Annotated in this window: 26 protein-coding genes; 10 read left to right on the top strand and 16 right to left on the bottom strand. The window is 68.4% G+C overall.

The window, feature by feature from the left end; genetic code table 11:
- The first annotated feature begins 117 nt into the window (after window positions 1–117).
- The 7 genes from HMPREF0591_RS18165 to HMPREF0591_RS18135 all read left to right on the top strand — a co-directional run bounded on the left by HMPREF0591_RS18165 (window position 118) and on the right by HMPREF0591_RS18135 (window position 4934).
- Entirely contained in the window at window positions 118–693 is a 576-nt protein-coding gene (locus tag HMPREF0591_RS18165; RefSeq protein ID WP_007170099.1) for a chorismate mutase, read from the top strand.
- Between the two features lie 93 nt (window positions 694–786).
- Complete coding sequence (gene rpfC, locus HMPREF0591_RS18160) at window positions 787–1236, top strand: resuscitation-promoting factor RpfC (RefSeq protein WP_007170098.1); 450 nt, start codon at window positions 787–789, stop codon at window positions 1234–1236.
- Between the two features lie 38 nt (window positions 1237–1274).
- The gene (locus HMPREF0591_RS18155; protein WP_170826151.1) at window positions 1275–1748 is read left to right on the top strand and encodes an SRPBCC family protein; all 474 of its coding nucleotides are present in this window, start codon (window positions 1275–1277) and stop codon (window positions 1746–1748) included.
- A gap of 6 nt (window positions 1749–1754) precedes the next feature.
- The gene (locus HMPREF0591_RS18150) at window positions 1755–2588 is read left to right on the top strand and encodes an SDR family oxidoreductase (protein WP_007170096.1); all 834 of its coding nucleotides are present in this window, start codon (window positions 1755–1757) and stop codon (window positions 2586–2588) included.
- A gap of 26 nt (window positions 2589–2614) precedes the next feature.
- Complete coding sequence (locus HMPREF0591_RS18145) at window positions 2615–3031, top strand: lipoprotein LpqH (RefSeq protein WP_040623324.1); 417 nt, start codon at window positions 2615–2617, stop codon at window positions 3029–3031.
- A gap of 53 nt (window positions 3032–3084) precedes the next feature.
- Entirely contained in the window at window positions 3085–4416 is a 1332-nt protein-coding gene (locus tag HMPREF0591_RS18140; RefSeq protein WP_040623322.1) for a cytochrome P450, read from the top strand.
- 62 nt (window positions 4417–4478) lie between these two features.
- The gene (locus tag HMPREF0591_RS18135; protein WP_007170093.1) at window positions 4479–4934 is read left to right on the top strand and encodes a nuclear transport factor 2 family protein; all 456 of its coding nucleotides are present in this window, start codon (window positions 4479–4481) and stop codon (window positions 4932–4934) included.
- 95 nt (window positions 4935–5029) lie between these two features.
- Here HMPREF0591_RS18135 and HMPREF0591_RS18130 read toward each other — a convergent pair whose 3' ends face one another.
- Entirely contained in the window at window positions 5030–6952 is a 1923-nt protein-coding gene (locus tag HMPREF0591_RS18130; protein WP_139093891.1) for a heavy metal translocating P-type ATPase, read from the bottom strand.
- Window positions 6953–7096: 144 nt separating this feature from the next.
- On the opposite strand from HMPREF0591_RS18130, the gene HMPREF0591_RS18125 reads away from it, so the two are divergent.
- Window positions 7097–7456: an ArsR/SmtB family transcription factor gene (locus tag HMPREF0591_RS18125; RefSeq protein WP_040623067.1), complete on the top strand. Its 360-nt coding sequence runs from the start codon at window positions 7097–7099 to the stop codon at window positions 7454–7456.
- Between the two features lie 159 nt (window positions 7457–7615).
- Here the strand turns inward: HMPREF0591_RS18125 and HMPREF0591_RS18120 are convergent, their stop codons facing one another.
- The 11 genes from HMPREF0591_RS18120 to bfr all read right to left on the bottom strand — a co-directional run bounded on the left by HMPREF0591_RS18120 (window position 7616) and on the right by bfr (window position 17575).
- Window positions 7616–7921: a hypothetical protein gene (locus HMPREF0591_RS18120; RefSeq protein ID WP_208857779.1), complete on the bottom strand. Its 306-nt coding sequence runs from the start codon at window positions 7919–7921 to the stop codon at window positions 7616–7618.
- A gap of 140 nt (window positions 7922–8061) precedes the next feature.
- Window positions 8062–9021, bottom strand: a complete 960-nt coding sequence (locus HMPREF0591_RS18115; protein WP_007170089.1) for a cation diffusion facilitator family transporter — start codon at window positions 9019–9021, stop codon at window positions 8062–8064.
- A 279-nt stretch (window positions 9022–9300) separates the two neighbouring features.
- Entirely contained in the window at window positions 9301–9441 is a 141-nt protein-coding gene (locus HMPREF0591_RS31060) for a DUF3761 domain-containing protein (RefSeq protein ID WP_007170088.1), read from the bottom strand.
- Between the two features lie 121 nt (window positions 9442–9562).
- The gene (locus HMPREF0591_RS18110; RefSeq protein WP_007170087.1) at window positions 9563–9997 is read right to left on the bottom strand and encodes an SRPBCC family protein; all 435 of its coding nucleotides are present in this window, start codon (window positions 9995–9997) and stop codon (window positions 9563–9565) included.
- Window positions 9997–10830 (bottom strand): lysophospholipid acyltransferase family protein, encoded by an 834-nt coding sequence (locus tag HMPREF0591_RS18105; protein ID WP_007170086.1) that lies wholly within the window; start codon window positions 10828–10830, stop codon window positions 9997–9999. The genes HMPREF0591_RS18110 and HMPREF0591_RS18105 overlap by 1 nt, the downstream gene beginning before the upstream one ends.
- Window positions 10831–10861: 31 nt before the next feature.
- Window positions 10862–11971 carry an amidohydrolase family protein gene (locus tag HMPREF0591_RS18100; RefSeq protein WP_007170085.1) on the bottom strand — a complete coding sequence of 370 codons (1110 nt, stop codon included), beginning with the start codon at window positions 11969–11971 and terminating at the stop codon, window positions 10862–10864.
- Window positions 11972–11979: 8 nt separating this feature from the next.
- Window positions 11980–13332, bottom strand: a complete 1353-nt coding sequence (locus tag HMPREF0591_RS18095; RefSeq protein ID WP_040623065.1) for a type I glutamate--ammonia ligase — start codon at window positions 13330–13332, stop codon at window positions 11980–11982.
- Between the two features lie 42 nt (window positions 13333–13374).
- On the bottom strand, window positions 13375–14265 hold the full coding sequence (locus tag HMPREF0591_RS18090; RefSeq protein WP_007170083.1) for a TIGR03854 family LLM class F420-dependent oxidoreductase: 891 nt from the start codon (window positions 14263–14265) through the stop codon (window positions 13375–13377).
- Between the two features lie 145 nt (window positions 14266–14410).
- Window positions 14411–14905: a carboxymuconolactone decarboxylase family protein gene (locus HMPREF0591_RS18085; RefSeq protein WP_007170082.1), complete on the bottom strand. Its 495-nt coding sequence runs from the start codon at window positions 14903–14905 to the stop codon at window positions 14411–14413.
- 30 nt (window positions 14906–14935) lie between these two features.
- Complete coding sequence (locus tag HMPREF0591_RS18080; RefSeq protein ID WP_007170081.1) at window positions 14936–17008, bottom strand: MDR family MFS transporter; 2073 nt, start codon at window positions 17006–17008, stop codon at window positions 14936–14938.
- Window positions 17009–17095: 87 nt separating this feature from the next.
- Window positions 17096–17575, bottom strand: coding sequence for a bacterioferritin (gene bfr / locus HMPREF0591_RS18075; protein WP_007170080.1), 480 nt, complete (start codon window positions 17573–17575; stop codon window positions 17096–17098).
- Window positions 17576–17805: 230 nt separating this feature from the next.
- Here bfr and HMPREF0591_RS34430 point away from each other — a divergent pair, with 230 nt between their 5' ends.
- Together HMPREF0591_RS34430 and HMPREF0591_RS18070 are read left to right on the top strand one after the other, a co-directional pair.
- On the top strand, window positions 17806–17931 hold the full coding sequence (locus HMPREF0591_RS34430) for a hypothetical protein (RefSeq protein ID WP_007170079.1): 126 nt from the start codon (window positions 17806–17808) through the stop codon (window positions 17929–17931).
- Complete coding sequence (locus HMPREF0591_RS18070) at window positions 17931–18116, top strand: (2Fe-2S)-binding protein (protein ID WP_007170078.1); 186 nt, start codon at window positions 17931–17933, stop codon at window positions 18114–18116. The genes HMPREF0591_RS34430 and HMPREF0591_RS18070 overlap by 1 nt, the downstream gene beginning before the upstream one ends.
- Window positions 18117–18128: 12 nt before the next feature.
- On the opposite strand, the gene HMPREF0591_RS18065 is transcribed toward HMPREF0591_RS18070, so the two are convergent.
- Genes HMPREF0591_RS18065 through HMPREF0591_RS18050 form a run of 4 tightly spaced genes read right to left on the bottom strand, consistent with a single transcriptional unit; the run spans window position 18129 to window position 21023 of the window.
- Window positions 18129–18881, bottom strand: coding sequence for an enoyl-CoA hydratase/isomerase family protein (locus HMPREF0591_RS18065; RefSeq protein WP_007170077.1), 753 nt, complete (start codon window positions 18879–18881; stop codon window positions 18129–18131).
- 26 nt (window positions 18882–18907) lie between these two features.
- Window positions 18908–19351 (bottom strand): TIGR03618 family F420-dependent PPOX class oxidoreductase, encoded by a 444-nt coding sequence (locus HMPREF0591_RS18060; protein WP_007170076.1) that lies wholly within the window; start codon window positions 19349–19351, stop codon window positions 18908–18910.
- A complete protein-coding gene (locus HMPREF0591_RS18055; protein ID WP_007170075.1) occupies window positions 19348–20058 on the bottom strand; it encodes an EthD domain-containing protein in 711 nt (236 codons plus the stop codon). Before HMPREF0591_RS18055 ends, HMPREF0591_RS18060 begins: the two co-directional genes overlap by 4 nt.
- A 29-nt stretch (window positions 20059–20087) precedes the next feature.
- Window positions 20088–21023 carry a hydrogen peroxide-inducible genes activator gene (locus tag HMPREF0591_RS18050; RefSeq protein WP_040623064.1) on the bottom strand — a complete coding sequence of 312 codons (936 nt, stop codon included), beginning with the start codon at window positions 21021–21023 and terminating at the stop codon, window positions 20088–20090.
- Window positions 21024–21032: the final 9 nt, after the last annotated feature.

Here is a 21032-nt window from a genome sequence, read left to right as displayed (position 1 = left end):
ATTTCCCGCGGTGCGTGGCAACGCGGTGTGGGCCGCGGCTGTCCATGGTCGACGACATCAGCACTCAGGCTAACTCCGGGGCGCCCGACCGCCCGGCGTTGCCGCACAATCAAGGTCATGACCAGCCGCCGCGCCGCCCTGACGGCCCGCTGCGGCGGTGTGCTCGGCGGGCTCGCGATCCTGGTGGCCTCGCCGGCGACGGCCGACGACACGGGCCCGCTCACGCCGTTGGTGTACGCCGCCGCGCAGCGGTTACAGATCGCCGAGCCCGTGGCCGCCTTCAAATGGACCACCCACGCCGCGATCGAGGACGAGGGCCGGGTTCAGCAGGAGCTGGCGGAAATGGCCGCCGCGGCCGCGGCCCAGCGCGTCGACCCCGATTACGTCACCCGCGTGTTCGGCGACCAGATCAGCGCCACCGAGGGCCTCGAATACAGCCGATTCGCGGATTGGAAGCTGAACCCCGCGGGCGCCCCCCGCGAGTCGGCGGACCTGTCGGCGTCGCGGCGGGCCATCGACGACCTCAACCAGGCCATGCTGTCCCAGGTGGTGGCCAACTGGGAGCTGCTGCATTCGCCGGCGTGCCCCGCCCAGCTCGACCTCGCCAGGGGCGGCGTGGTCCGCGCGCGCCGGCTCGACGCCCTTTATCAGCGGGCGCTGGCGTTAGCAACGCAGTCATATTGCCAGCAATAATTTATTTTTTCCTCATCGGTTTCTAACACTTTCTTTTGGCTCCGACATAACGCCATTTCCGCAGATAGACGGCATATCTCGCCGCATTTTCGAATGGGTAACGCTTTGGCCACGGCGGCCGAAATCCAGGACATGAAAATTCTCTGCAAGCCCCTCGTCAAGTCCCTGGCGGTCGGCGGGTTCGTTGCAGCGTCGATAGCTTCGTCCACGTCCGTGGTCAGCGCCGCCCCCACCCCCAACTGGGACGCGATCGCCCAGTGCGAGTCGGGTGGCAACTGGCACGCCAACACCGGCAACGGCAATTACGGTGGACTCCAATTCAAGCCGGGCACCTGGCAGCGATACGGCGGCGTCGGCAACCCGGCGGCCGCGTCCAGAGAGCAGCAAATCGCCGTAGCCAACCGGGTTTTCGCCGATCAAGGCGTGGAGGCATGGCCGAAGTGCGGCGCCGCCTCGGGCCTGCCGATCGGTTGGTACTCGCACCCCGCGCAGGGCATCAAGGAGATCATCAACGGACTGATCCAGGCGGCGGTGCCGCACTGATCACCAACCGCCCGTGCGGTCTATGACCGAACGGGAAGCTGTGTTTGGATCAGGCCATGGAAGGTTCGGCGACTGTTCATATGGCGGCGTCTGCGAACAAGATCTGGGATCTCATCGCAAACGTCGACAACATCGGCCGGTTCTCCCCGGAAGTGTTCGAGGCCGAGTGGCTCGGCGACGCGACCGGCCCGGCCCTTGGCGCCAAATTCCGTGGGCATGTGCGGCGCAACGAAATCGGGCCGGTGTATTGGACGACGTGCGAGGTCACCGCGTGTGAACCGGGCCGCGAATTCGGATTCGCGGTGCTGCTGGGCGACCGCGCCGTCAACAACTGGCACTACCGGTTGGCGCCCAGCGGCGGCGGCACGGACGTGACCGAATCATTTCGGCTCAGCCCGGCGCCATGGCTCGGCCTCTATTGGTTGTTGGGTGGTTTCCTGCGCAAGCGACGCAACGTCCGCGACATGACCAAGACCCTGAACCGCATCAAAGATGTGGTCGAGGCCGGCTGACGCGCCGTGAAATCGATCTTCATCACCGGTGCGGGCAGCGGTATGGGCCGGGAGGGGGCCAAGCTGTTCCATGCCAAAGGCTGGCGGGTCGGCGCCGTCGACCGCAACGGCGAGGGCCTGGCGACGCTGCACGAGGAACTCACCGGCGATCGACTGTGGACCCGCCAGGTCGACGTGACGGACAGGGCGGCCCTCGAGGGCGCGCTGGCCGACTTTTGCGGGGGTAACAGCGACGGCGGCCTCGACATGATGTGGAACAACGCCGGCATCGGCGAAAGCGGTTGGTTCGAGGACGTGCCGTACGAGGCGGCCATGCGCGTCGTCGACATCAACTACAAGGCGGTCCTGACCGGCGCCTACGCGTCGCTGCCGTACTTGAAGAGGACGCCGGGGAGCTTGATGTTTTCGACCTCGTCGTCGTCGGCGACCTACGGCATGCCGCGCCTGGCCGTTTATTCGTCGACCAAGCATGCGGTCAAGGGGTTGACCGAGGCGCTGAGCGTGGAATGGCAGCGGCACGGGGTGCGGGTCGCGGACGTGCTGCCCGGCCTGATCGACACCGCCATCCTGACCACGACGACGAACCACTCCAACGACGGCGGCGCGCCGATGACGCCGGACCAACTGCACGCCACCGCGCCCAAGAAGGGCATGCTCCGGTTGATGCCGGCAAGCAGTGTGGCGGAAACGGCGTGGCAGGCTTACCGCCACCCGAAGCGGTTGCATTGGTACGTCCCCAAGAGCATTCGCCTGATCGACGTGTTCAAAGGTCTGAGCCCCGAATTCGTGCGACGCAGCATCGTCAAGTCCCTGCCCGCGCTGATGCCGAAGCGGCAGTGAAGAAAGCAACAGAAGGAGGTGAACCGGTGCGAAACCGGTCAATCGCGGTGGTTTGCCTGCTGATCGCCGTCGGCGTCGCGGGCTGTGGCCAGGCCCAGACCACGCCGCGGAAAGCGGCCCACCTGACGATCGATGGAGCCACGCACACCACCCGCCCTCCGGCGTGCAGCCAAAACCAGCAGTACCGCACCATCGACATCAAGGACCACGACGGCAGCGTCGAGGCAGTGGTGTTGACCAGTGGCTACCGGGCGATGCCGCAGTGGGTGAAGATCCGCAACATCGACGGGTTCACCGGCAGCTTCTGGGAGGGCGGGGTCGGTGACGCGCACGCCGACGTCACCAACGACGCCTACACCATCACCGGCAGCGCGTACGGCATCAACAGCAGCAACCCCGACAAAGTGGTGACCACGGAGTTCAAGATCGTCGCCGAGTGCTGACCCCATCCGGGGCGCGGGCCTAGGCTCGGTGACATCGACCGATGGAGGGACGGGTGAAGGAACGGCTGCACTGGTTGGCGATGCACGGCTTCATCCGGGGCGTCGCCACGCTCGGGGTGCGGCGGGGCGACTTGCACGCCAGGTTGATCGCCGATCCGACGGTGGCCGCCAATCCGGTCCCCTTCTACGACGAACTGCGGGCCGCGGGGCCGCTGGTCAAGGGGCGCGTCAGCTATCTGACCGCCGACCATGCGCTCGCCCACGAGCTACTGCGTTCCGACGATTTCCGCGTGCTGGTGTTCGGGGCGAACCTGCCCGGGCCGTTGAAATGGCTCGAACGCCACACCCGCGACGATCTGCTGCATCCGCTGCGCGCGCCGTCGCTGCTCGCGGTCGAGCCGCCCGACCACACCCGGTACCGCAAGACGGTGTCGGCCGTGTTCACCCCGCGGGCTGTCGCCGCGTTGCGGGACCGGGTGGAGCAGACCGCCGCCGCCCTGTTGGATCAGCTGGCCGCCGAATCCGGCGCCTCCCGGGTCGTCGACGTCGTCGGCCGCTATTGCTCGCAGCTGCCGGTCGCGATCATCAGCGACATCCTCGGCGTTCCCGAGCGGGACCGGCGGCGCGTCCTGGAGTTCGGTGAACTCGCCGCGCCGAGCCTGGACATCGGACTGACGTGGCAGCAGTACCGCACGGTGCAGCGGGGGCTCGCCGGCTTCAGCTCCTGGCTCGACGGGCATCTGGGCCGGCTGCGGAGTGCCCCGAGTGACAACGTGATGAGCCAGCTGATCGAGATCGCCGAAAGCGGTTCCGCAGAGACGCATTTGGATGAAAACGAGCTGAAAGCGATCGCCGGGCTGGTATTGGCGGCCGGTTTCGAGACCACGGTGAACCTGCTGGGCAACGGGATTCGCATGTTGCTGGACGCTCCCGACCGCCTCGACACCCTGCGCCGGCGGCCCGAATTATGGCCCAACGCGGTCGAGGAGATATTGCGGCTGGAGTCGCCGGTGCAGCTCACCGCGCGGGTCGCACTCAAGGATGTTGAACTGGGCGGCAAGCACATTCGACGCGGCGACCTGGTGCTGGTCTATCTGGCCGCCGCCAACCGCGACCCGTCCGTGTTCGCCGAACCGCACCGCTTCGACATCGAACGGGCCAACGCGGGAAGGCATCTCGCGTTTTCCGGGGGCCGGCACTTCTGCCTGGGCGCCGCGCTGGCGCGCGCCGAGGGCGAGGTCGGGCTCCGCACGTTCTTCGACCGCTTCCCCGAGGTGCGCGCGGCGGGCGCGGGCAGCAGGCGTGACACGCGCGTGCTGCGGGGCTGGTCGTCGCTGCCGGTAGCGCTGGGGCCGGCGCGGTCGATGGCGCGCGTCGACGGCTAGGGGCGCGCGGTGTTGACACCGGTCCGGGAACCGAGTTTATTTGCGCTATGACAGACGCTTCTATGATCTCGGTCGACGATGTGGTCCTCGGGCTGTGGCAGGCGCTCTCGCGGCGGGACTGGGAGGCGGTCAAGACCTTCCTGTCCGATGACTGCCTCTATGTCGACATGCCGGTGCCGGCGCTATCGGCACGCGGACCCGAAGACATCGTCAAGCGGCTGAAGATGGGCCTCGAGCCGCTGGCCGGCTACGAGAACCACGACGGCGTGCTGGTGTCCAACGGTTCCGACGTGCTGTACGAGCACTCCGAGACCTGGACGTTCGCGACGGGCGAGCAAGGCGTGCTGAGATTCGTGACCGTCCACAAGGTCGCCTTGCAGGGGGCCGAACCGAAGATCACGGTCTGGAAAGACTATTGGGACATGAACTCGTTGGTGGCCTTCGCTCCCCCGAACCACTTCGAGAACCTCGCGACGGCCGACACCAGTTGGGTTTTCGACGCTTCCGCATTGGTCTGACCAACCGCCGGTCGCGGGGCGGGTCAGGACCAAACGGCACTTTCGTCTGCTTTCCATCGCCTCCTACACCGGGCCAACCGGCGCTGCTCGTTCTTCTAGAGGCGTGAGTGACTCGGCGTGGGCCAGGCGCCGTTGCGCAGCAGGCGCAGTCCGTTGAGGCCCACCAGTACGGTGGAGCCCTCGTGGCCGGCGACGCCGAGTGGCAGTGGCAGGTGCCCGAGCAAGTCCCAGGTGACGAGTACGGCGATGAAGGTCGCGGCGATGGTGAGGTTGGCCGCGACCACGCGGCGGGCGCGGCGCGCGAGAGCGATGACAGCCGGCACGGTCGCCAGGTCGTCACGGGTGATGACGGCGTCGGCGGTTTCCAGGGTGAGGTCGGATCCGGACCGGCCCATGGCTATGCCGACGTGGGCCACGGCCATGGCCGGAGCGTCATTCACCCCGTCGCCGACGAGCAGCACTCTGGCGCCGTCGGCTTCCAACGCTCGGACCGCGATGACCTTGTCCTCGGGAAGCAGCTCGGCCCGGACGTCGGAGATACCCAGCTCGCTGGCGAGTCGCGCCGCGGCGCGCGGGTTGTCCCCCGTCAGCAGGACGGGCTCGGCGCCGGTGAGCGTGGCAACGTGCGCGGCCGCGTGGGCGGCTTCGCCGCGGGGGCGGTCCGCCAGGCCGAGCACCCCCGCGGGAGTGCCGTTGACGCGCACGACGATGGCCGTCTGCCCGGTGTGTTCCAGCTCGCTGACGGTTGTCCGGGCGGGATGGTCGTGGCGGTCGAGCAGGGTGGGACTGCCGACCTCGACGATGTCGGCACCGACGTGGGCGCGGACACCGCGTCCGGGTGTCGACGTGAAACCGGTCGCCGACCGCAGCGATAGATTCTCGTCGAGGGCCGCGGCGACGATGGCACGTGCCAACGGATGCTCGGAGGGGTGCTCCGCGGCGGCCGCCAACGACAGCAGCTCCTTATCCGTCCACTTCGCCTGCGGCAGCACGTGTACGCCGGTGAGCCGCGGCGCCCCTTCGGTCAGCGTTCCGGTCTTGTCGAGTGCGACTTGGGTTACGGTGGCGAGCTTTTCGAGCACGACAGCCGATTTGACCAGCACCCCGTGGCGGCCGGCGTTGGCGATCGCCGCCAAGAGCGGCGGCATGGTCGAAAGGACCAATGCGCATGGCGAGGCGACGATCATGAACGTCATCGCCCTCAGCAGCGCCGACTGCAGGTCGGCGCCCAACCACAACGGAATCACGAACAAGGCGATGGTCGCGCCCACCATGCCCACCGAGTAGCGCTGTTCGACTTTCTCGATGAACAACTGCATCCGAGCCTTGCTGGCGCTCGCCTCGGCGACCATCGCAACGATTCGCGCGATGACGGTCTCGGCGGCCGGCCGGGTCACCCGCACCCGAAGTGTGCCGGTGCCGTTGAGCGTCCCGGCGAACACTTCGTCGCCGGTGGTCTTGTCGACCGGCAGAGGCTCTCCGGTGATGGTGGCCTGGTCCACCTCGCTGGCGCCGTCGATGACGACGCCGTCGCCGCCGACCCGTTCCCCGGGACGGATCAGCAGCACGTCGCCGACGTCGAGGATCGCGGTGGCGACGACTTCGTCGGCCCCTGCAGGCGTGATGCGCGTGGCGGTGTCCGGCGCGAGGTCCAGCAGTCCGCGCACGGAATCCTCCGTGCGCTTGGTTGCCACCGCCTCCAGCGCACCGGAGGTGGCGAAGATGACGATCAGCAGCGCTCCGTCGAAAACCTGGCCGATCGCCGCGGCACCGATGGCCGCGGCGACCATCAGCAAGTCGACGTCCAGGGTCTTGCCCCGCAGCGCCTGCAGCCCCGCGAGCCCCGGCTCCCACCCGCCGGCGGCGTAGCAGGCCAGGTAGAGCGTCCAGTACAACCACGCGGGTCCCCCGGCCAGTTGCACGATCAGGCCGAACCCGAACAATCCCGTCGCGATCAGCGCCCACCGGACCTCCGGAGGGGTCCACGCGCTCGACCTCGGGGCTCGCCACGAGCGGATGCGCTCGTCAGCGTCGAATTCGGAAGTAGCAGCGGTCGGCGTGCCAGAAGTCACGCGACCAGCTTATATGCATGGTCATGCGTATTCGCAAATGCATGTGCAGATGAATCGGTGATCACACAGGTCAGCGTTATGCTTGACGCTGTGCACACATCGATCGCCGGGTTCACCATGCCGACTGAGGAGCAGGTTGGCCGTGCCACCGAGTCGTTTCGGATGCTGAGCGACCCGACCCGCATCAAGGTGTTGTGGGCGTTGTCGCAGGGTGAGTCCTCGGTGGCGTGCCTGGCCGAGCTGGCCGATGTGGCACCAGCGGTGGTCAGCCAGCATTTGGCCAAGTTGCGCCTGGCCGGCCTGGTGAAAGGCCGCCGCGAGGGAACGTTCGTCTACTACTCGCCGGCCGACCAGGACGTGTTGCGCGTGCTTGGTCAGGCGCTGTTCGGCACCGACGCCGTCGACACCGACGCCGTCGGCACTGCCGCCGCGCCTGGCACGGGGTCCTGACCGGGGGCCCTGTCGTCCGGGCCGCCGGGGCCGTACACGGCGCAGAACTCGACATCGAACCCGCAGTTCGCCTGGGGCGCAAGCGTTCCCACGCGGTCCGCAGATTTCGAACGCGACGATCTCGAGAATGCCGGACACGCCCGGAAGCGCGCGCAGCCTCTACGGATCAGAACTGTGGGCGAACAAAGTCTCTTTGACCTCGCGCAGCGCGTAGAGCACAAGGACATACCCGGCGAGCGGATCGGCCCACCACCAGCCCGCGAGGGTGTTGAGCAGCAGCCCGAGCAGGACCGCAGTCGAAAGTAGGCCGTCGATCGTGACCCGGCCTCCCGTGGCGAGGACCGGGTTGCCCAGGGCGGCGCCGGTTCGGGCCTTTCCGGCCGCCAGCGCGAACATTGCCGCCGCAGTGATCGCTGTCCAGGTGATGCCCAGCGGTGAGTGTTGCGGATGAAACCCTTTGGCCATCACGGCGCAGCAAAGACTTACGTGCGCCGTCGCTGAGATGGCTCTTCACTGGAGCAGTCTCAACATGGCCGCACCTAGCTACGCTTGCGCGTTGCCCCGACGGGTTCGCCTCGATGACGACTGAGGTCGACGCTCACCCGCTAGGAGGAGCGGTGCGTTGGGCCGTGCGGGTCTTCGCAGACCGCGGAAGCGCTCGCCGTACCCTGCTCACATCCTGCGGAGTCGTTGAAGTAGTCAAGTTGCAGTGTGCTGTGCACGATTCCGTGTTCTTCGGCCAACAACTGCGCCAACTCGGCGCGTGTCGCGTGGTAGTTGCGGTCGGAGGCGACGATCACGTGTGCCGACAATGCGGGCGAGCCGGACGTGATCTCCCAGATATGCAGATCGTGGACCTCGACGACCGCGTCATGGTCCGCCATTGCGCGCCCGATCGCGTCGGGATCGATGTCTTGGGGAGCGGCCTCCAAGAAAATGCGATTGGCGGCGCGCACCAACTCGAAGCCGGCTTTGGCCATGAGCGCCACCACGATCAATGTCGCGATCCCATCCGCGCGCGCAAACCCCGTGAGGATGATGACGAGCCCGGCGACCGCGGTGGCGATGAAGGCGAACAAGTCGTTGAGTATGTGCTGAAACGCGCCTTGAACGTTCAGGCTCGATCGGTTGGCCCGGCTGATCATCCAAGTCGCAGCCACATTGATGACAACACCCACGAGCGCGGTGATCAGGACCAGCGGGCCCGTCACGGCGGGTGGGTGGACCAGCCGCCTTATCGCCTCATATGCCAGCCACCCGGCCAGCACCAGCAACGTGACGCCGTTGGCTTGCGCCGAAAGAACTTCGACGCGCTTCCATCCGTAGGTCATACGACCGCCAGCCGGCCGGGCCGCGAGGCGAATCGCCCACAACGCCAGAGCAATTGATGCCGCGTCGGTGAGCATATGAGCCGCATCGGAAATCAAGGCCAATGATCCGGCGACGATTCCGGCCGTAACCTCACCCGCCATGAATGCGACAATCACGATCAAGGCTCCGGCTAGCCACCGCCGGTCGGCATCGGCGGAGGCCTGCCCGTGGGTGTGGTCGTGACCGCCACTCACTGAGAGGCCCTTGCTGTCCGGTCCATCTGACGGCTGTCGCGTTGCACGCCGTCAAACATATGCGCGCATCGCCATATATGCAACGGCCCGCGGGCCATCATGAAGTGAACGACTGAACGGGCTACGCAGGTTCTGTGGCTGGCATCGCCGTGGCCTAACGAGGGGCGTCGGGGCGGGGCTGTATCGGATCCGGCGATGTCGGCGCCCGGGCCACTCGGATGGTCACCCCTCGTGTCTTCGACCATCCCAGCGCTTCCGCAGCGCCGACGTCGCCGACCGCTACACGTACCGCTGGACGCCGCCGTGGCCGTGGCAGGTGCCGCCGGTGTGCGGATGCTCGCTGAACGACCAATTTCCCGAGCAGGCCGGTGCCGCCAAACCGGTTGCGGCGGCGGGGATGAGGGTCGTTCGGGGCAACATGCTCCAAACCCTTTCGTGTCCGATCTGATTTGGTGGCGTTGCCCGATTCGTCGATCGGAGCCTATGCCGTCCGGCGGTTGATCACATGCGAATTTGGAAAAATTGTCGCGCCCGTAATCGGCTACGACTCGGCCAGCTTCCGGAGGCGCTTCAACGTTTCGGCGAGGGTGCGTCCCACCTGGCGCACGGCGATCCGGTCGGCGATGTATCCGACGAGCCCGCCCGGCGCCTGATACGACAGCCGGAACGTGACCTTCGTGCACCCGTCGCCGGCGTCGCGCAAGCGGATCCGCCCGCGCAGCGTGACGCCGGTGATGCCGACCCAGGCCAGGTCGCGGTCCTCGTCGAACTCGACCACTTCGATCAGGCCACCGACGGGTACGGAGCCGATCTTCCAGTGGACGGTGTAGCGCGCACCGATGCCGGCGGGCTTGTCGTTCGAAGATTCCCAGCGCTCCAGGCTGGTCATGAACGACGGGTAGCGGTCGGGGTCGCTGACGATTTTCCACACCGCGGAACGGTCGGCGTTGATGACGCAACGGCGTTCGACGCGCATCAGCCGATCACCGGGAATCGCCGTTCGGCGGCCAACCGGTCGACGCCGCCCTGCAGGCTGGCCAGCACCTTGTCGTGCACCGCCTGGTCGTCACCGTCGACCTCGATCGGGTCCTGAACCTCGATCACGATCTTGGTCGGCAACGGGATGTGGCCCGCCAGGTCGCTGATGTTCAGGCCCCAGGGCAGCGCCAGCGAAATCGGGATGCTTTTGAGCCGGAGCAGCCGGTCGGCCATCAGGAGCCTGGCCAGCCACTGTCCGCGGTTGAGGAACAACGCGCTTTCCTGCCCGCCGACGCTGGCGACGGGGACGATCGGCACCCCCGCCTCGCGGGCCAGCTTCACGTAGCCCATCCGGCCGCCGAAGTCGACCTTGTGGCGTTCCCAGGAGGGCCGGAAGACCTCGTAGTCGCCGCCGGGGTAGACCAGCAGCGCGGCGCCGGAATCCAGTGCGAGCCGGGCGTTCTCGGGGTTGGCGGCAACCGTGCCGAATTTGCGCAGCCAGCCCAGCGGCGGCGCGGACACGACGAGGTTGTGGGCCAGCTGATAGAAGGGCCGTTCGACCCCGAAATACGAGCAGAAGGCCAGGGTGAACACGAAGGTGTCGGGCGGTACGTTGCCGCCGCTGTGGTTGCCGACCAGCAGCACCGGCCCGTCGGCCGGAATTCGATCCAGGCCCCGCACGTCCGCCCGGAAGTAGAACGACGCCAGCAGCCAGGTGCCCGGGAGCTGGTCTCGGATGTAGTCCGGGTCCCGCTGGTCGAGGTCGGCCTTGGGCACCCACGACACGACCTTGTTGCGGGCCCAATCCAAGACGCCCTTCGCGGTCGCCATAACCGCCCGTATACCCCGGGGTCGCCGGGGGTCAAACGCCGTACAGGCCGGCGGCGTTGTCGTGAGCGATCAGGTCGACCACCCGCATGGCGTCGCGTTCGCTCCAGTCGTCGTCGAGCACGAATTCGCGCAGCACGCGGTGAATGCCGGTGCGCCACAGGGCCGCACCGAGGAAGTGGAGTTCGGCGGGCCCGAACCCGTCCGACGAGTAGAGGATCTTGTGGAACGGCGCCAGCTCCAGCAGCCGCGCGAGGAACGCCGGCGACCGCGCCCCCAGCTGGTTCACGCTCAGCCCGCCGTCGAGATAGACGTTGTTGAACGCCTGCGCGAGGTATCCGGCCTCGCGCTCGTAGGGGTAGCAGTGCAGCAGCACGATCGGGGTCTCCCCGGACCGCCGCAGGAAGTCGAGCAGCAGGAGCGGGTTCGTCGTGTGCAGATCGCAGTCGCGGTCGCCGAGGCCGACGTGCAATTGCAGGGGCTTGCCCAACCGCAGCGCCTGATGCAGGCCGAAAGCCAACAGCACCCGATCCGTCAACCGGGTACCGCCGCGGTCGCGCCATCGGTCGGCCGCCTCGGCGACTTGGGCGGCCGACGGCTCGGTCAGGTCGCCGTCGAACCCGCCCCGGTAGGCCAGGATCGACTTGGTGCCGACCGCCGTCGCCGCGCGCCGGCGCAGGATGTCCTCGAAGGCCGTCGCGTAGTCGCCCGGTGCCCGCGCGGCCTGCTCGGCGACCTGCTCGAGCCGGACGATCTCGTGTGCGCGGCCGCCGGACAGCTCGGCCATGTCGGACGGTGCGGCGGTGTCCGCGCCGATCCCGGTGTCCACCAGCCAGTGGTCGACCCCCGCGGCCGGCAGGAACGTGCGGGCCAGTTCCACCTCGTCGATTCGGCTGCGTCGCTCCCAATAAGACTGCGGATCAACATGTTTCGCGAGACCGAGGACGGGAGCGCAATGGGCCCGCACGGCGAAGCCGAGTTGGGTGTCGAATCCGGAGCCCACGATGGGCTCGGTGTTGGCCTCGTTGAGCGCGTTCTCGAACCGGTGCCGGTCCCCCGGCGCCAGCCAGCAACCGTGGGCGTGTTGATCGATCAGGGTCACCCGGTCGATGTGCTCGGCCAGCGCGCGAGGGTGGGACGCCATGGGCCCTGTCACAGGCTCCAGGCCATGCGGAACTTGTCCGCCAGTTGCTCGGGGTCGAGGGTGCCGTACCGCTCGTGCTCCAGCGTGCGGACGGCGACGAGCATGTCGACCGCGTGATCGCCCAGGATGCCACGCATCAGCCTGGAATGGTCCAACGCGGCGATCACTTCGGCCTGTTTCCTGTCCAGGCTGACGATGCCGTCGCGGTCCCGTTCGGCCGCGGGGAGGTCCGCCGGGTCGATCGTGATCTCCGGGGGCAGCGGCGCTCGGCGCTTGATCCCGTCCAGCGCCAGCCCCAGGATCGCCGCCGACGCCAGGTAGGGGTTCGCGGAGGGGTCCACGATCTTCACTTCGACGTTCCCGCCGCGCGGGTTGCCGGGTCCGCCGGTGATGAATCGCACTGCCGCCTCGCGGTTTTCGGTCCCCCAGCACGCGTACGCGCCGGCCCAGTTGCCGGGGTGCATCCGCAGGCCGGAGACGATCGACCCGCACAACGCGGCCTGGGCCTCCGGCAGTCCGTGCACCACCCCGGCCACCGCGCTCTCCCCGGTCGCCGTCATGCCGTGCGCGCCCGCTCCGTCGGAGAACAGCGGACCATCGGGCATCGTCAGCGAAAAGTGTTGGTGGGCACCCGACCCGACGCCGCCCGCGAATGGGGCGGGCGACAGGCTGATGCGGACGTCGTGGCGGCGCGCCACCCGCCCGATGACGAGCCGCAACAGCACCAGCTGGTCCGCGGCGGCCACCGGCGGTTGGGGCGCCAGGGAGAGTTCGAACTGGTTGGCCCCGTACTCGGGATGGAACTGCTCGATCGCGATGCCCGCCGCGGCCGCCGACCGGGTGACGTCGCGGACGAACGCCTCATGCTCGAGGATGCCGGCAAGGCCGTACTGCGCCCACAGCGTCGACGGCAGGCGGCCGCCGTCGGGGGCCACCAGGAGAAACTCCACCTCGTGCCCGATCAGCGCTTCGACTCCGGCCTCGGCGAGCGCGGCCTCGACCCGGCCCAGCGTCCCGCGGGCGCAGGCGGGGTCGGGCGCGCCGTCCTGGGCGAAGAACCCGGCGGGCGCCCACGCCAGCCCGTCGCCGACGATGCGCAGGGCCGACAGGTCGATGCGGAGGCGCTGGTCGCCGATCACGCCGACCTCGCGGGTGAAGGCGATGCCGCTCTGGTCGATCGCGAAGGCGTGCCACGAGGGGCTGGCGCCAAGCCCGGGGGCGGCGAAGGCGTTCGTCCGCCGGATCGGGACCGTCTTGGCCAGGGTGAGCCCGGCCGGATTCACGACGGTGCCGATGACGGTGTCGACGCCCTCGGCCTCCAGCTGGGCGATCGCCGCGGCGGCGGGCGGTGTGCCGGTCATGGCAGTCATTGTGCAGGCGTCGGGATGCCCGGGCTCGCGAATTCAGTTCTGGCGCGCGGTCAGCTCGCCGACGAAGCGGTCGAGGAAGCCGTCCAAGGGCGCGCCACCGGCCGGCCGGATGACGAATTTCGTCAGCCCGGCGTCGATGTAGGCATCCAGCTGCCGGTGCAGCCGATCCCATCCGACCGCGATCAGCTCGGCGGGGTCGATGTCCGGGCGGCGGCTGCGGGCCGCGGCGGCCAGCGCCGCGGGCAACTCGCCGTCGGCCCCGTCCACGATGGCCAACGAGATGCCGAAGTGATCGGGGTCGATCCGCCGGCCCGCTTGCGCGGCGGCGCGTTCGATCGACTCGCGGCCCGCCCGCGCCTCGTCGGGGGTGAGGAAGCTGCCCAACCAGCCGTCGGCCAGCGCGCCGATCCGGCGGAACGCCGCCGGCGCCGAGCCACCGAGCCAGATGTCCAGCGGGGGTTGCGGCCTGGGCATGACGGCGGCCCCGCTGACGGAGAAGTACCGGCCGTCGTAGCTCGCCGAGTCCCCTTCCAGCGCCGAGCGCAGGACCCGCAGCGCCTCGTCGAACACGGCGGCCCGCTCACCGTCGGGGACGACGAACACCTCGCGCTCGGCCGGGATCGCCGAGCGCAGGCCGAAGACGGGCAGGACCCGCTTGGGTGCGACCGCCGCCAGCGACGCCAACTGCTTGGCGACCAATACCGGGTGCCGCCCGGGCAGCACGGCCACCGAGGTGCCGACCTTCAACCGGGTCGTCCTGGCGAGCGCGTAGGCCATCCCGACCACCGGATCGACCGCCGGCGAGTACACCAGCTCGGAGAACCACAGCGAGTCGACGCCGTTGGCCTCCAGGTGGTCGATGACGGGAGCCAACCGATCCGGAGCGGTGTCCGCGCCCAGTCCGACGCCGAAGCGGATCTTCACCGCCGTGCCCTCCCTGTCGTCGCTGTCGTACCCGTCGCAACACGGTGGCGACGGGATTTGTGCCCACCAGACATAAACGGCTGCGACGTTTTCCGGCGAGTCGTCGCAAAGGTTTATGTGTCGTGGCGCGCGGGAGCGCGGGAGGCTAGGCGCGGCTGGGAATGGTCAGCTTGCAGGCTTGGCCGATGTCGAGGGTCCGCAACACGCGACCCATGCCGACCCACAACGCGCAGGACAGGGCCAAGTCGGCCAGCAGCTCGTCGGAGAAGTGCTCGGAGCAACGGCTCCAGAAGTCCTCGTCGTCGCGCAGGGCGGTGTGATCGGTGGCGAATCGTTCCGCGAACTCGGCCGCCAGACGCTCCTGTTCGCTGTAGCCGGGCCAGGTGCGCCATTCGCGGGCGTGGTCGTACAACTCCTCGTCGACGCCCGCGGCGGGTCCGTCCTCGTCACGGGTGTTGACGCAGACCACGCATTCGTTGCGGTGAGCGATCACCGCCCGGGCCAATTCGCGGGTGCGCAGCGGCAACCGGTTCTTGGTGTAGACCGCGTTGCTGAATCCGCCGAGGGCTCCGCCGATGTCCGGAGACTTCGCGAACCAGCCGGCCAGGTCGTCGTCAGCAAATGTTCCGATTCGGCTCATGGCGTGATGGTACGCCGCGCACCGCCCGTTTCACGGGGTGGGCGCCGGGATCTTCATGGTGGGACGGTCGTCGCTCCAGTCCTGTTGCGCGAGAACGCGGCCCGCGACTCGATTCAGCGCCGCCTCGACCACGCGACGATCCGGTCGCCCGTCGAAACCCGGTGAGCGGGCGAGCTTGTCGACCAGCCAGCCCACCAGCAGCGAGTGCACGTAGTCCACCTGTTGGGCCCCCGCGGGTGTCAGCGACAGCCGGTCGCCGTCGCCGCGGGCGTATCCGGTGGCGATCAGCCGCGAGAAGGTGGGCTCCAAGACCTCGAACGGTATCCGCAGGTACTCGGCGATGTCGGTGAGCCGGGCCGTGCCATACATCTGTTCGTAGCGGTTGATGCGCAGGACGCCCCACAATCCGGCCACGTCGAGCCGGCAGTCGGGTCGCATGGCGATGCTGCGCAATCGCATGCCGGGCACACCGCGCAGCATGCGCTCGACCGCGCCCTCCAGCATCTGATCCGGGGTCTCGGTGTTCGGCATGCCGAACGCGTCGCCGAGATCGATTGTGCTGTCGTGCAATTCCCGCAGTGGGACCTGCCGCAGAAACAACGCGAGGACGAAACCCACCAGTGCGACCGGAACCGCCCACAGAAAAACCTGGGTGAGCGACTCGGAATAGGCGGCGACGATCGGAGCGGCCGCCTCCCGGGGCAGCCGGTGCAACGCCTCCGGTGAGGCGGCGGCCGCGGCCGGCGCGCGGCTGGCCACCATCGCCGGGCCGATCCGGCTGTGCAGGAAGTTCGTGAACAGCGAACCGAAGATGGCGGCGCCGAACGAGCTGCCGATCGTGCGGAAGAAGGTGACGCCGGAGGTCGCGACGCCCAGGTCGTCGAAGCCCACGGTGTTCTGCACGATCAGGACGAGGGTCTGCATGCACATCCCGATCCCGGCGCCCAGGATGACGAGGAACAGCGACTGAACGAACACCGATGTCGACGGGTCCATCCGCGACATCAGAAAGAACGCCACCGCCATGACGGCGGTGCCGGCGACGGGAAAGACTTTGTATTTGCCTGTGCGGCCGACTATGACACCGCTGCCCATCGAGGTGGTCAGCATTCCGATCACCATCGGCAACGTGCGCAGGCCCGACGTGGTGGCGGAGACGCCGTCGACGAATTGCATGTACGTCGGCAGGAACGTCAGGGCGCCCAGCATCGCGAAACCGACCACGAACGACAGGACGCAGCACACCGTGAACACCGGGCTGCCGAACAGCCGGGTCGGCAGTATCGGTGCGGCGGCGCGGCTTTCCACCCAGGCGAAGAGGCACAACGCGATCACCGAGCCGGCGAACAGGCCGATGATGGTGGGCGATCCCCACGGGTATGTGGTCCCGCCCCAGCTGGTGGCCAGGGTGAGTCCGGCGGCGCCGAGGCCGACCAACATGATCCCGGTGTAGTCGATGACGGGTTTGGTGCGCTCGGACAGCGACGGGATGGCGGCGGCCGCCACGAAGAACACCACGACCGAGATCGGCACGTTGATCCAGAAGGCCCAGCGCCAAGTGAAGTGGTCGGTGAAGTACCCGCCGAGCAACGGACCGATCACGGTGGTCACGCCGAACACCGCGCCCATCGCGCCCTGGTAGCGGCCGCGATCCCGCAGCGGGATCACCTCGCCGATCAGCGCCATGGCGGTCACCATGAGCCCGCCGCCCCCGATGCCCTGCAGCGCGCGGGACGCGACCAGCATGCCCATCGAGCCCGAGAGCCCACACAGCACCGACCCGGCGACGAAGAACACGACGGCCGCCTGGAACACCCTCTTGCGGCCGAACAGGTCACCGAACTTGCCGACGAGGGCGGTGATGATGGTCGAGGCGAGCAGGTAGCTGGTGACCACCCACGATTGATGGCCTGCGCCACCAAGATTGGCGACGATGGTTGGCAAAGCGGTCGCCACGATCGTCTGGTCCAGCGCGGCCATCAGCATGCCGAGCAGGATCGCCACGAAGATGAAATTGCGTCGCTGCAGGTCGACCGCGACGTCCCCGGGTCCCGAATCCGAAGCGTGGCCGGCCGGAGCCGCCGGTGGTGTCGCCCTCGTCATGCCCGCCCTTCCACGGCTTTCGATGGTAGTGAGTGCCCACGGTCGACCCGTGGCAACCAAAAGCCGCGAAAAGGCGTGCGCGGTGGGTTAGCTCGGCGGCCGGGAGACGCACTGCGCGGAGTAGAGCTCCACGCCGAGCTTGTCCATCAGCTCGAGTTGCGTCTCGAGGTAGTCGATGTGCTTTTCCTCGTCGGCCACGATCTCTTCCAGCAGGTTGGCGCTGGTGGTGTCCTGCTTCTCGCGGCACATGATGATGCCGGGCTTGAGCCGGTCCATCACCTCGTACTCGATGGCCAGGTCGGCCTCGAACTGCTCGCGCAGCGTCTGGCCGATGCGCAGTGAAAAGAGGCGCTGGTAGTTGGGCAGCCCGTCGAGCAGCAGGATGCGATCGGTGATCGCCTCGGCGTGCCGCATCTCGTCGAAGGACTCTTCCCGGGTGTGCTTGGCGACCTCGGTGAAACCCCAGTTGTCCTGCATCTTGGAATGCAGGAAATATTGGTTGATCGCGGTGAGCTCGCCGGTCAACTGCTCGTTGAGCAGGCGCAAAACGTCCGGATCCCCTTGCATGTTCACTCCCCTACGGTGACGGTGAAAACGGTGGTCATTCTCGGCCCCGGGCCGGAGGCGCTGGGCTGAGCGCATCGTGGCGGGCCGTACTCGCACTTTGCCACGACAGGGGGCAATCTTCCAGCAAGGTATGGCTGTGCTCAGTGTGTGGCGCGCCGGGCCCGCGCGAGCCACGTTGCTGGCGGGTAAGGTTAGACTGCGCTAACGAACTTAGGTTAGACTCAACTAATATGGAGTTCGGTTCGCTTTCTCTGGAAATCCCGGCGACCCGGGATGCCGAAAGGGAGGACGAGGTGCGCTCGCTCGGCCAGGCCGTCGACGAAGGGAACGTCGCCCGCATGCAGGGGATGCGCTGATGTACGTATGCCTGTGTGTCGGCGTGACGAACCACACGGTGTCCGAAATCGTCGCGCGCGGCGCCTCCACTTCCAGAGAGGTCGCGGCGGCGTGCGGGGCCGGCGGCGACTGCGGACGCTGCAGACGGACGCTGCGGGCGATCATCGCCGCGTCGGCGAATCTGGAGACCGCGCCGTCGGTGTGAACCCCCGCCCGCTCAGCGGGCCTTGTTGAAGTCCGCCAGCGCGGCGGCGTTGGCCTGCGCCCCCATCAACTCGGCGAAGTGAGCGTTTTCCCGCGCGGTGGCCGCCGCGATTTCCGGGCGCACCGGTTCCATCATTGTGTGCTTGACGGCCATCAGGCTCGAAATGGGGCGGCTCCCAAGGATTTCGGCGTGCCGACGGGCTTCGGGCAACAGGTCCTCGGGATCGCAGACGCGCCAGACCAGGCCCATCCGCAGCGCCTCGTCGGCGTCGACCCATTCCGAGGACATCAACAGCCAGGCGGCGTTCTGCCGGCCGACCAGTTGCGGTAGCAGGTACGACGAGGCCGCCTCCGGCGCGACTCCCAGGCTGGTGAACGGGCACTTCAGCCGGGCCGTCGACGACATGAACGCCAGGTCGGCATAGCCGAGGATGGTGGCGCCGATGCCCACCCCGACACCGTTGACCGCGCAGACGAGCGGCTTGGGGAACCCGCTGAGGGCGTCGATCAGCCCGACGAAGCCGTGCCTGCCCGGCGTGAAATCCGGGTCGGTGATGCGGGCCTGCATCTCGCCGAGGTCGGTCCCCGCGCTGAACCCGCGGCCCGCGCCGGTCAGCAGCACCACGGCGACCTCGGGGTCCTCGGCGGCGGCCAACAACGCGTCCGCGGTGGCGTCGTAGAGGGCCTCGTTGAAGGCGTTCAGCGCCTCGGGCCGGTTCAGCGTGAGGGTGCGCACCCGGTTTTCGTCATCGATCTGCAGCGTCACGGCTGCAGCCTAACTGCTCGCGGGGGTCAGCCGTTGCTGTAGACGCGGGTGGGCGCGACCAGCACGACGGCCCGGCGCTCGCGGGCCATCACGCGGTCGTAGGAGTCCCAGTCGTCGTGGGTGCCGCCCGCGGCGGTGAAGACGTCCCGAAGCAACAGCCGCAGCTGGTCGTCGGAGGTCAGCCAGGGCTGGGTGTCGTCCGGACCCGCCAGCTCCGCGCGGCCCTCGACGGTCGCCCACTGCCATCCGTTGCGGAAGGTGACCGCCAGCTGCGGCCGCGCCCGCAGGTTGGCCAGTTTCACCTTGCCGTAGGTGGTGAAACCCAACACCTGCTCGCCGCTCGCCGGGTGCGCCAACAGGCCGACGTTGACCAGCGAGGCCTGCACCGTCCCGTCCGCGCGAACGGTGGACACCACCGCCAAGCCGTTTTCGGCCTCGGCCAACGCCACCGCGTCGCGCAGAGTGGTCATGTGTGTTCCTCGCTGAACGGTGTCGTGAAGACGTAGCGGCTGGTGGGGACGGTGTCGATGTTCTCGTTGGCGCCGAAGGCCGTGGTGCTGGCGACCATTCGGCCCAACCGGTGTTGCAGGTCGTCGTCGTCGGCGGCACCGAAGAACGCCTTGAGATCGGTGATCGCCTCCTGGGGGAACAACTCTTCGACGATGCCGGCGATTCCCGGGGCGTCCGGGGTCAGGGTGCGCACGACCCAGTTCTGGGTGTAGCCGAAGGTCGACTGCGTCTCGATGGCCACCGGGGTGTGGTCGCGCTGCCACCGGGTCAGCCAGCTCGCCTGGTCGAGGCCGGCGGGCCGGCGCAGCAGCGCTATGTTGGCCAAACCCGCTGTGCGGGAACCGGCTTCGGTGACGGGTGGTTTCAGCGGGACCGACTCAGTCACCAAGTACGCGGCGAGCTGGTCGCATTCCGCCTCCAGCAGCGCCAGGGCGGCCGCCATCTGCTCGCCGTAACACTGCTGGGTCCACATGCTCACCACCGCCGCGACCGGCGGGTCCAGCGTCGTGAGCGTCATCAGTGAGTGCCGCACGGCGTCGTCGCGCACGTTGACGGACAACCCGGGCAGGCCCAGCTCGAGCAGGGCGTCGGCGACCGGCCCCCGTTGCCGGGCGCACCACTGCTCGTCCGAATCGGCGCGCATGAGGACGGCGATGACCTTTTCCATGGGCTGAACCTACCTGCGGGCGACCCCGCCTACTTGACCAGCCGCACCGGGTGTTGGTTGCTGATCAACCCGCCGATGGTCCCGGCCAGCCGCCGGTAGGACTCGTCGCGGCCGCTGGAAGAGCGGTACACCAGGCCGATCCGCCGGCCGGGGCGGGGGGTGGCGAACTGCGCCAGGCCGAGACGGCTCCTGCTCGCCTCGACCGGCACCGCGCTCTGCGGGATCAGCGTCACGCCGAGGCCACCCGTCACGCATTGCACCGCGGTGGCCAGCGATGCCGCGCGGGTGTTGGCCAGTTCCGCTCGCACACCCGCCTTGTGGCAGACGTCCAGCGCCTGATCGCGCAGGCAGTGCCCCTCGTCCAACAGCAGCAGCGGCAGGTCGGCCAGCGCCGTCGCCGGGACGCGTTTCTTGCCCGACAGCGGATGCCCGGGCGGCAGCGCGAGGACGAAGTCCTCGTCGTAGATCGGGATCGCGGTGAGTCCGCCGCCGTCGACCGGCAGGGCGATCAGCGCCGCGTCCAACGCTCCCTCGCGCAACACCGTCATCAGCCGTTCGGTCTGGTCTTCCGTCACCCGCAACGTCATCGCCGGGAATTGCCCGGCGAGGCCGGCCAGCACGGTCGGCAATACGTAGGGCGCGACCGTCGGGATCAGCCCCAGCCGCATCCCGGCGCGCAGCGGGTCGGACGCCCCGGCGGCCGCGGCGGTGAACCCGTCCACCGCCTCGATCGCCGCCTGGGCGCGCGGCAGCAGCTCCGTGCCCGCCGCCGTCAACAGGACACGCCGCGTCGAGCGCTCGACGAGCTGGGTGCCCAGCCCGGTCTCCAGCGCCGCCAGCGCCTGCGACAACGTCGACTGGCTGACGCCGAGAGCCGTTGCGGCGCCGCTGAACTGACGCTTTTCGGCGATCGCGACGAACGCGCGGAGGCCGGCGATCGTCGGCTGATAACTCTTATCGGGCATGCCTATAAG

The sequence above is a fragment of the Mycobacterium parascrofulaceum ATCC BAA-614 genome (assembly GCF_000164135.1).
In the GTDB taxonomy this organism is placed as follows: Bacteria; Actinomycetota; Actinomycetes; order Mycobacteriales; family Mycobacteriaceae; genus Mycobacterium; species Mycobacterium parascrofulaceum.
Note: the sequence above shows the minus strand (reverse complement) of the source record. Positions and strands in the feature narration are given on the sequence as shown.

What these genes read in the sequence shown, in the direction of transcription:
- HMPREF0591_RS18095 (WP_040623065.1), bottom strand. Translation starts at nt 13,332, where the DNA reads ATGACCGGCACACCGCCCGCCGCCGCGGCGATCGCCCAGCTGGAGGCC.
- HMPREF0591_RS18165 (WP_007170099.1), top strand. Translation starts at nt 118, where the DNA reads ATGACCAGCCGCCGCGCCGCCCTGACGGCCCGCTGCGGCGGTGTGCTC.
- HMPREF0591_RS18070 (WP_007170078.1), top strand. Translation starts at nt 17,931, where the DNA reads ATGTACGTATGCCTGTGTGTCGGCGTGACGAACCACACGGTGTCCGAA.
- rpfC (WP_007170098.1), top strand. Translation starts at nt 787, where the DNA reads ATGGGTAACGCTTTGGCCACGGCGGCCGAAATCCAGGACATGAAAATT.
- HMPREF0591_RS18135 (WP_007170093.1), top strand. Translation starts at nt 4,479, where the DNA reads ATGATCTCGGTCGACGATGTGGTCCTCGGGCTGTGGCAGGCGCTCTCG.
- HMPREF0591_RS18085 (WP_007170082.1), bottom strand. Translation starts at nt 14,905, where the DNA reads ATGAGCCGAATCGGAACATTTGCTGACGACGACCTGGCCGGCTGGTTC.
- HMPREF0591_RS18060 (WP_007170076.1), bottom strand. Translation starts at nt 19,351, where the DNA reads ATGACCACTCTGCGCGACGCGGTGGCGTTGGCCGAGGCCGAAAACGGC.
- HMPREF0591_RS18080 (WP_007170081.1), bottom strand. Translation starts at nt 17,008, where the DNA reads ATGACGAGGGCGACACCACCGGCGGCTCCGGCCGGCCACGCTTCGGAT.
- HMPREF0591_RS31060 (WP_007170088.1), bottom strand. Translation starts at nt 9,441, where the DNA reads ATGTTGCCCCGAACGACCCTCATCCCCGCCGCCGCAACCGGTTTGGCG.
- HMPREF0591_RS18120 (WP_208857779.1), bottom strand. Translation starts at nt 7,921, where the DNA reads ATGGCCAAAGGGTTTCATCCGCAACACTCACCGCTGGGCATCACCTGG.
- HMPREF0591_RS18105 (WP_007170086.1), bottom strand. Translation starts at nt 10,830, where the DNA reads ATGGCGACCGCGAAGGGCGTCTTGGATTGGGCCCGCAACAAGGTCGTG.
- HMPREF0591_RS18055 (WP_007170075.1), bottom strand. Translation starts at nt 20,058, where the DNA reads ATGGAAAAGGTCATCGCCGTCCTCATGCGCGCCGATTCGGACGAGCAG.
- HMPREF0591_RS18110 (WP_007170087.1), bottom strand. Translation starts at nt 9,997, where the DNA reads ATGCGCGTCGAACGCCGTTGCGTCATCAACGCCGACCGTTCCGCGGTG.
- HMPREF0591_RS18050 (WP_040623064.1), bottom strand. Translation starts at nt 21,023, where the DNA reads ATGCCCGATAAGAGTTATCAGCCGACGATCGCCGGCCTCCGCGCGTTC.
- bfr (WP_007170080.1), bottom strand. Translation starts at nt 17,575, where the DNA reads ATGCAAGGGGATCCGGACGTTTTGCGCCTGCTCAACGAGCAGTTGACC.
- HMPREF0591_RS34430 (WP_007170079.1), top strand. Translation starts at nt 17,806, where the DNA reads ATGGAGTTCGGTTCGCTTTCTCTGGAAATCCCGGCGACCCGGGATGCC.
- HMPREF0591_RS18100 (WP_007170085.1), bottom strand. Translation starts at nt 11,971, where the DNA reads ATGGCGTCCCACCCTCGCGCGCTGGCCGAGCACATCGACCGGGTGACC.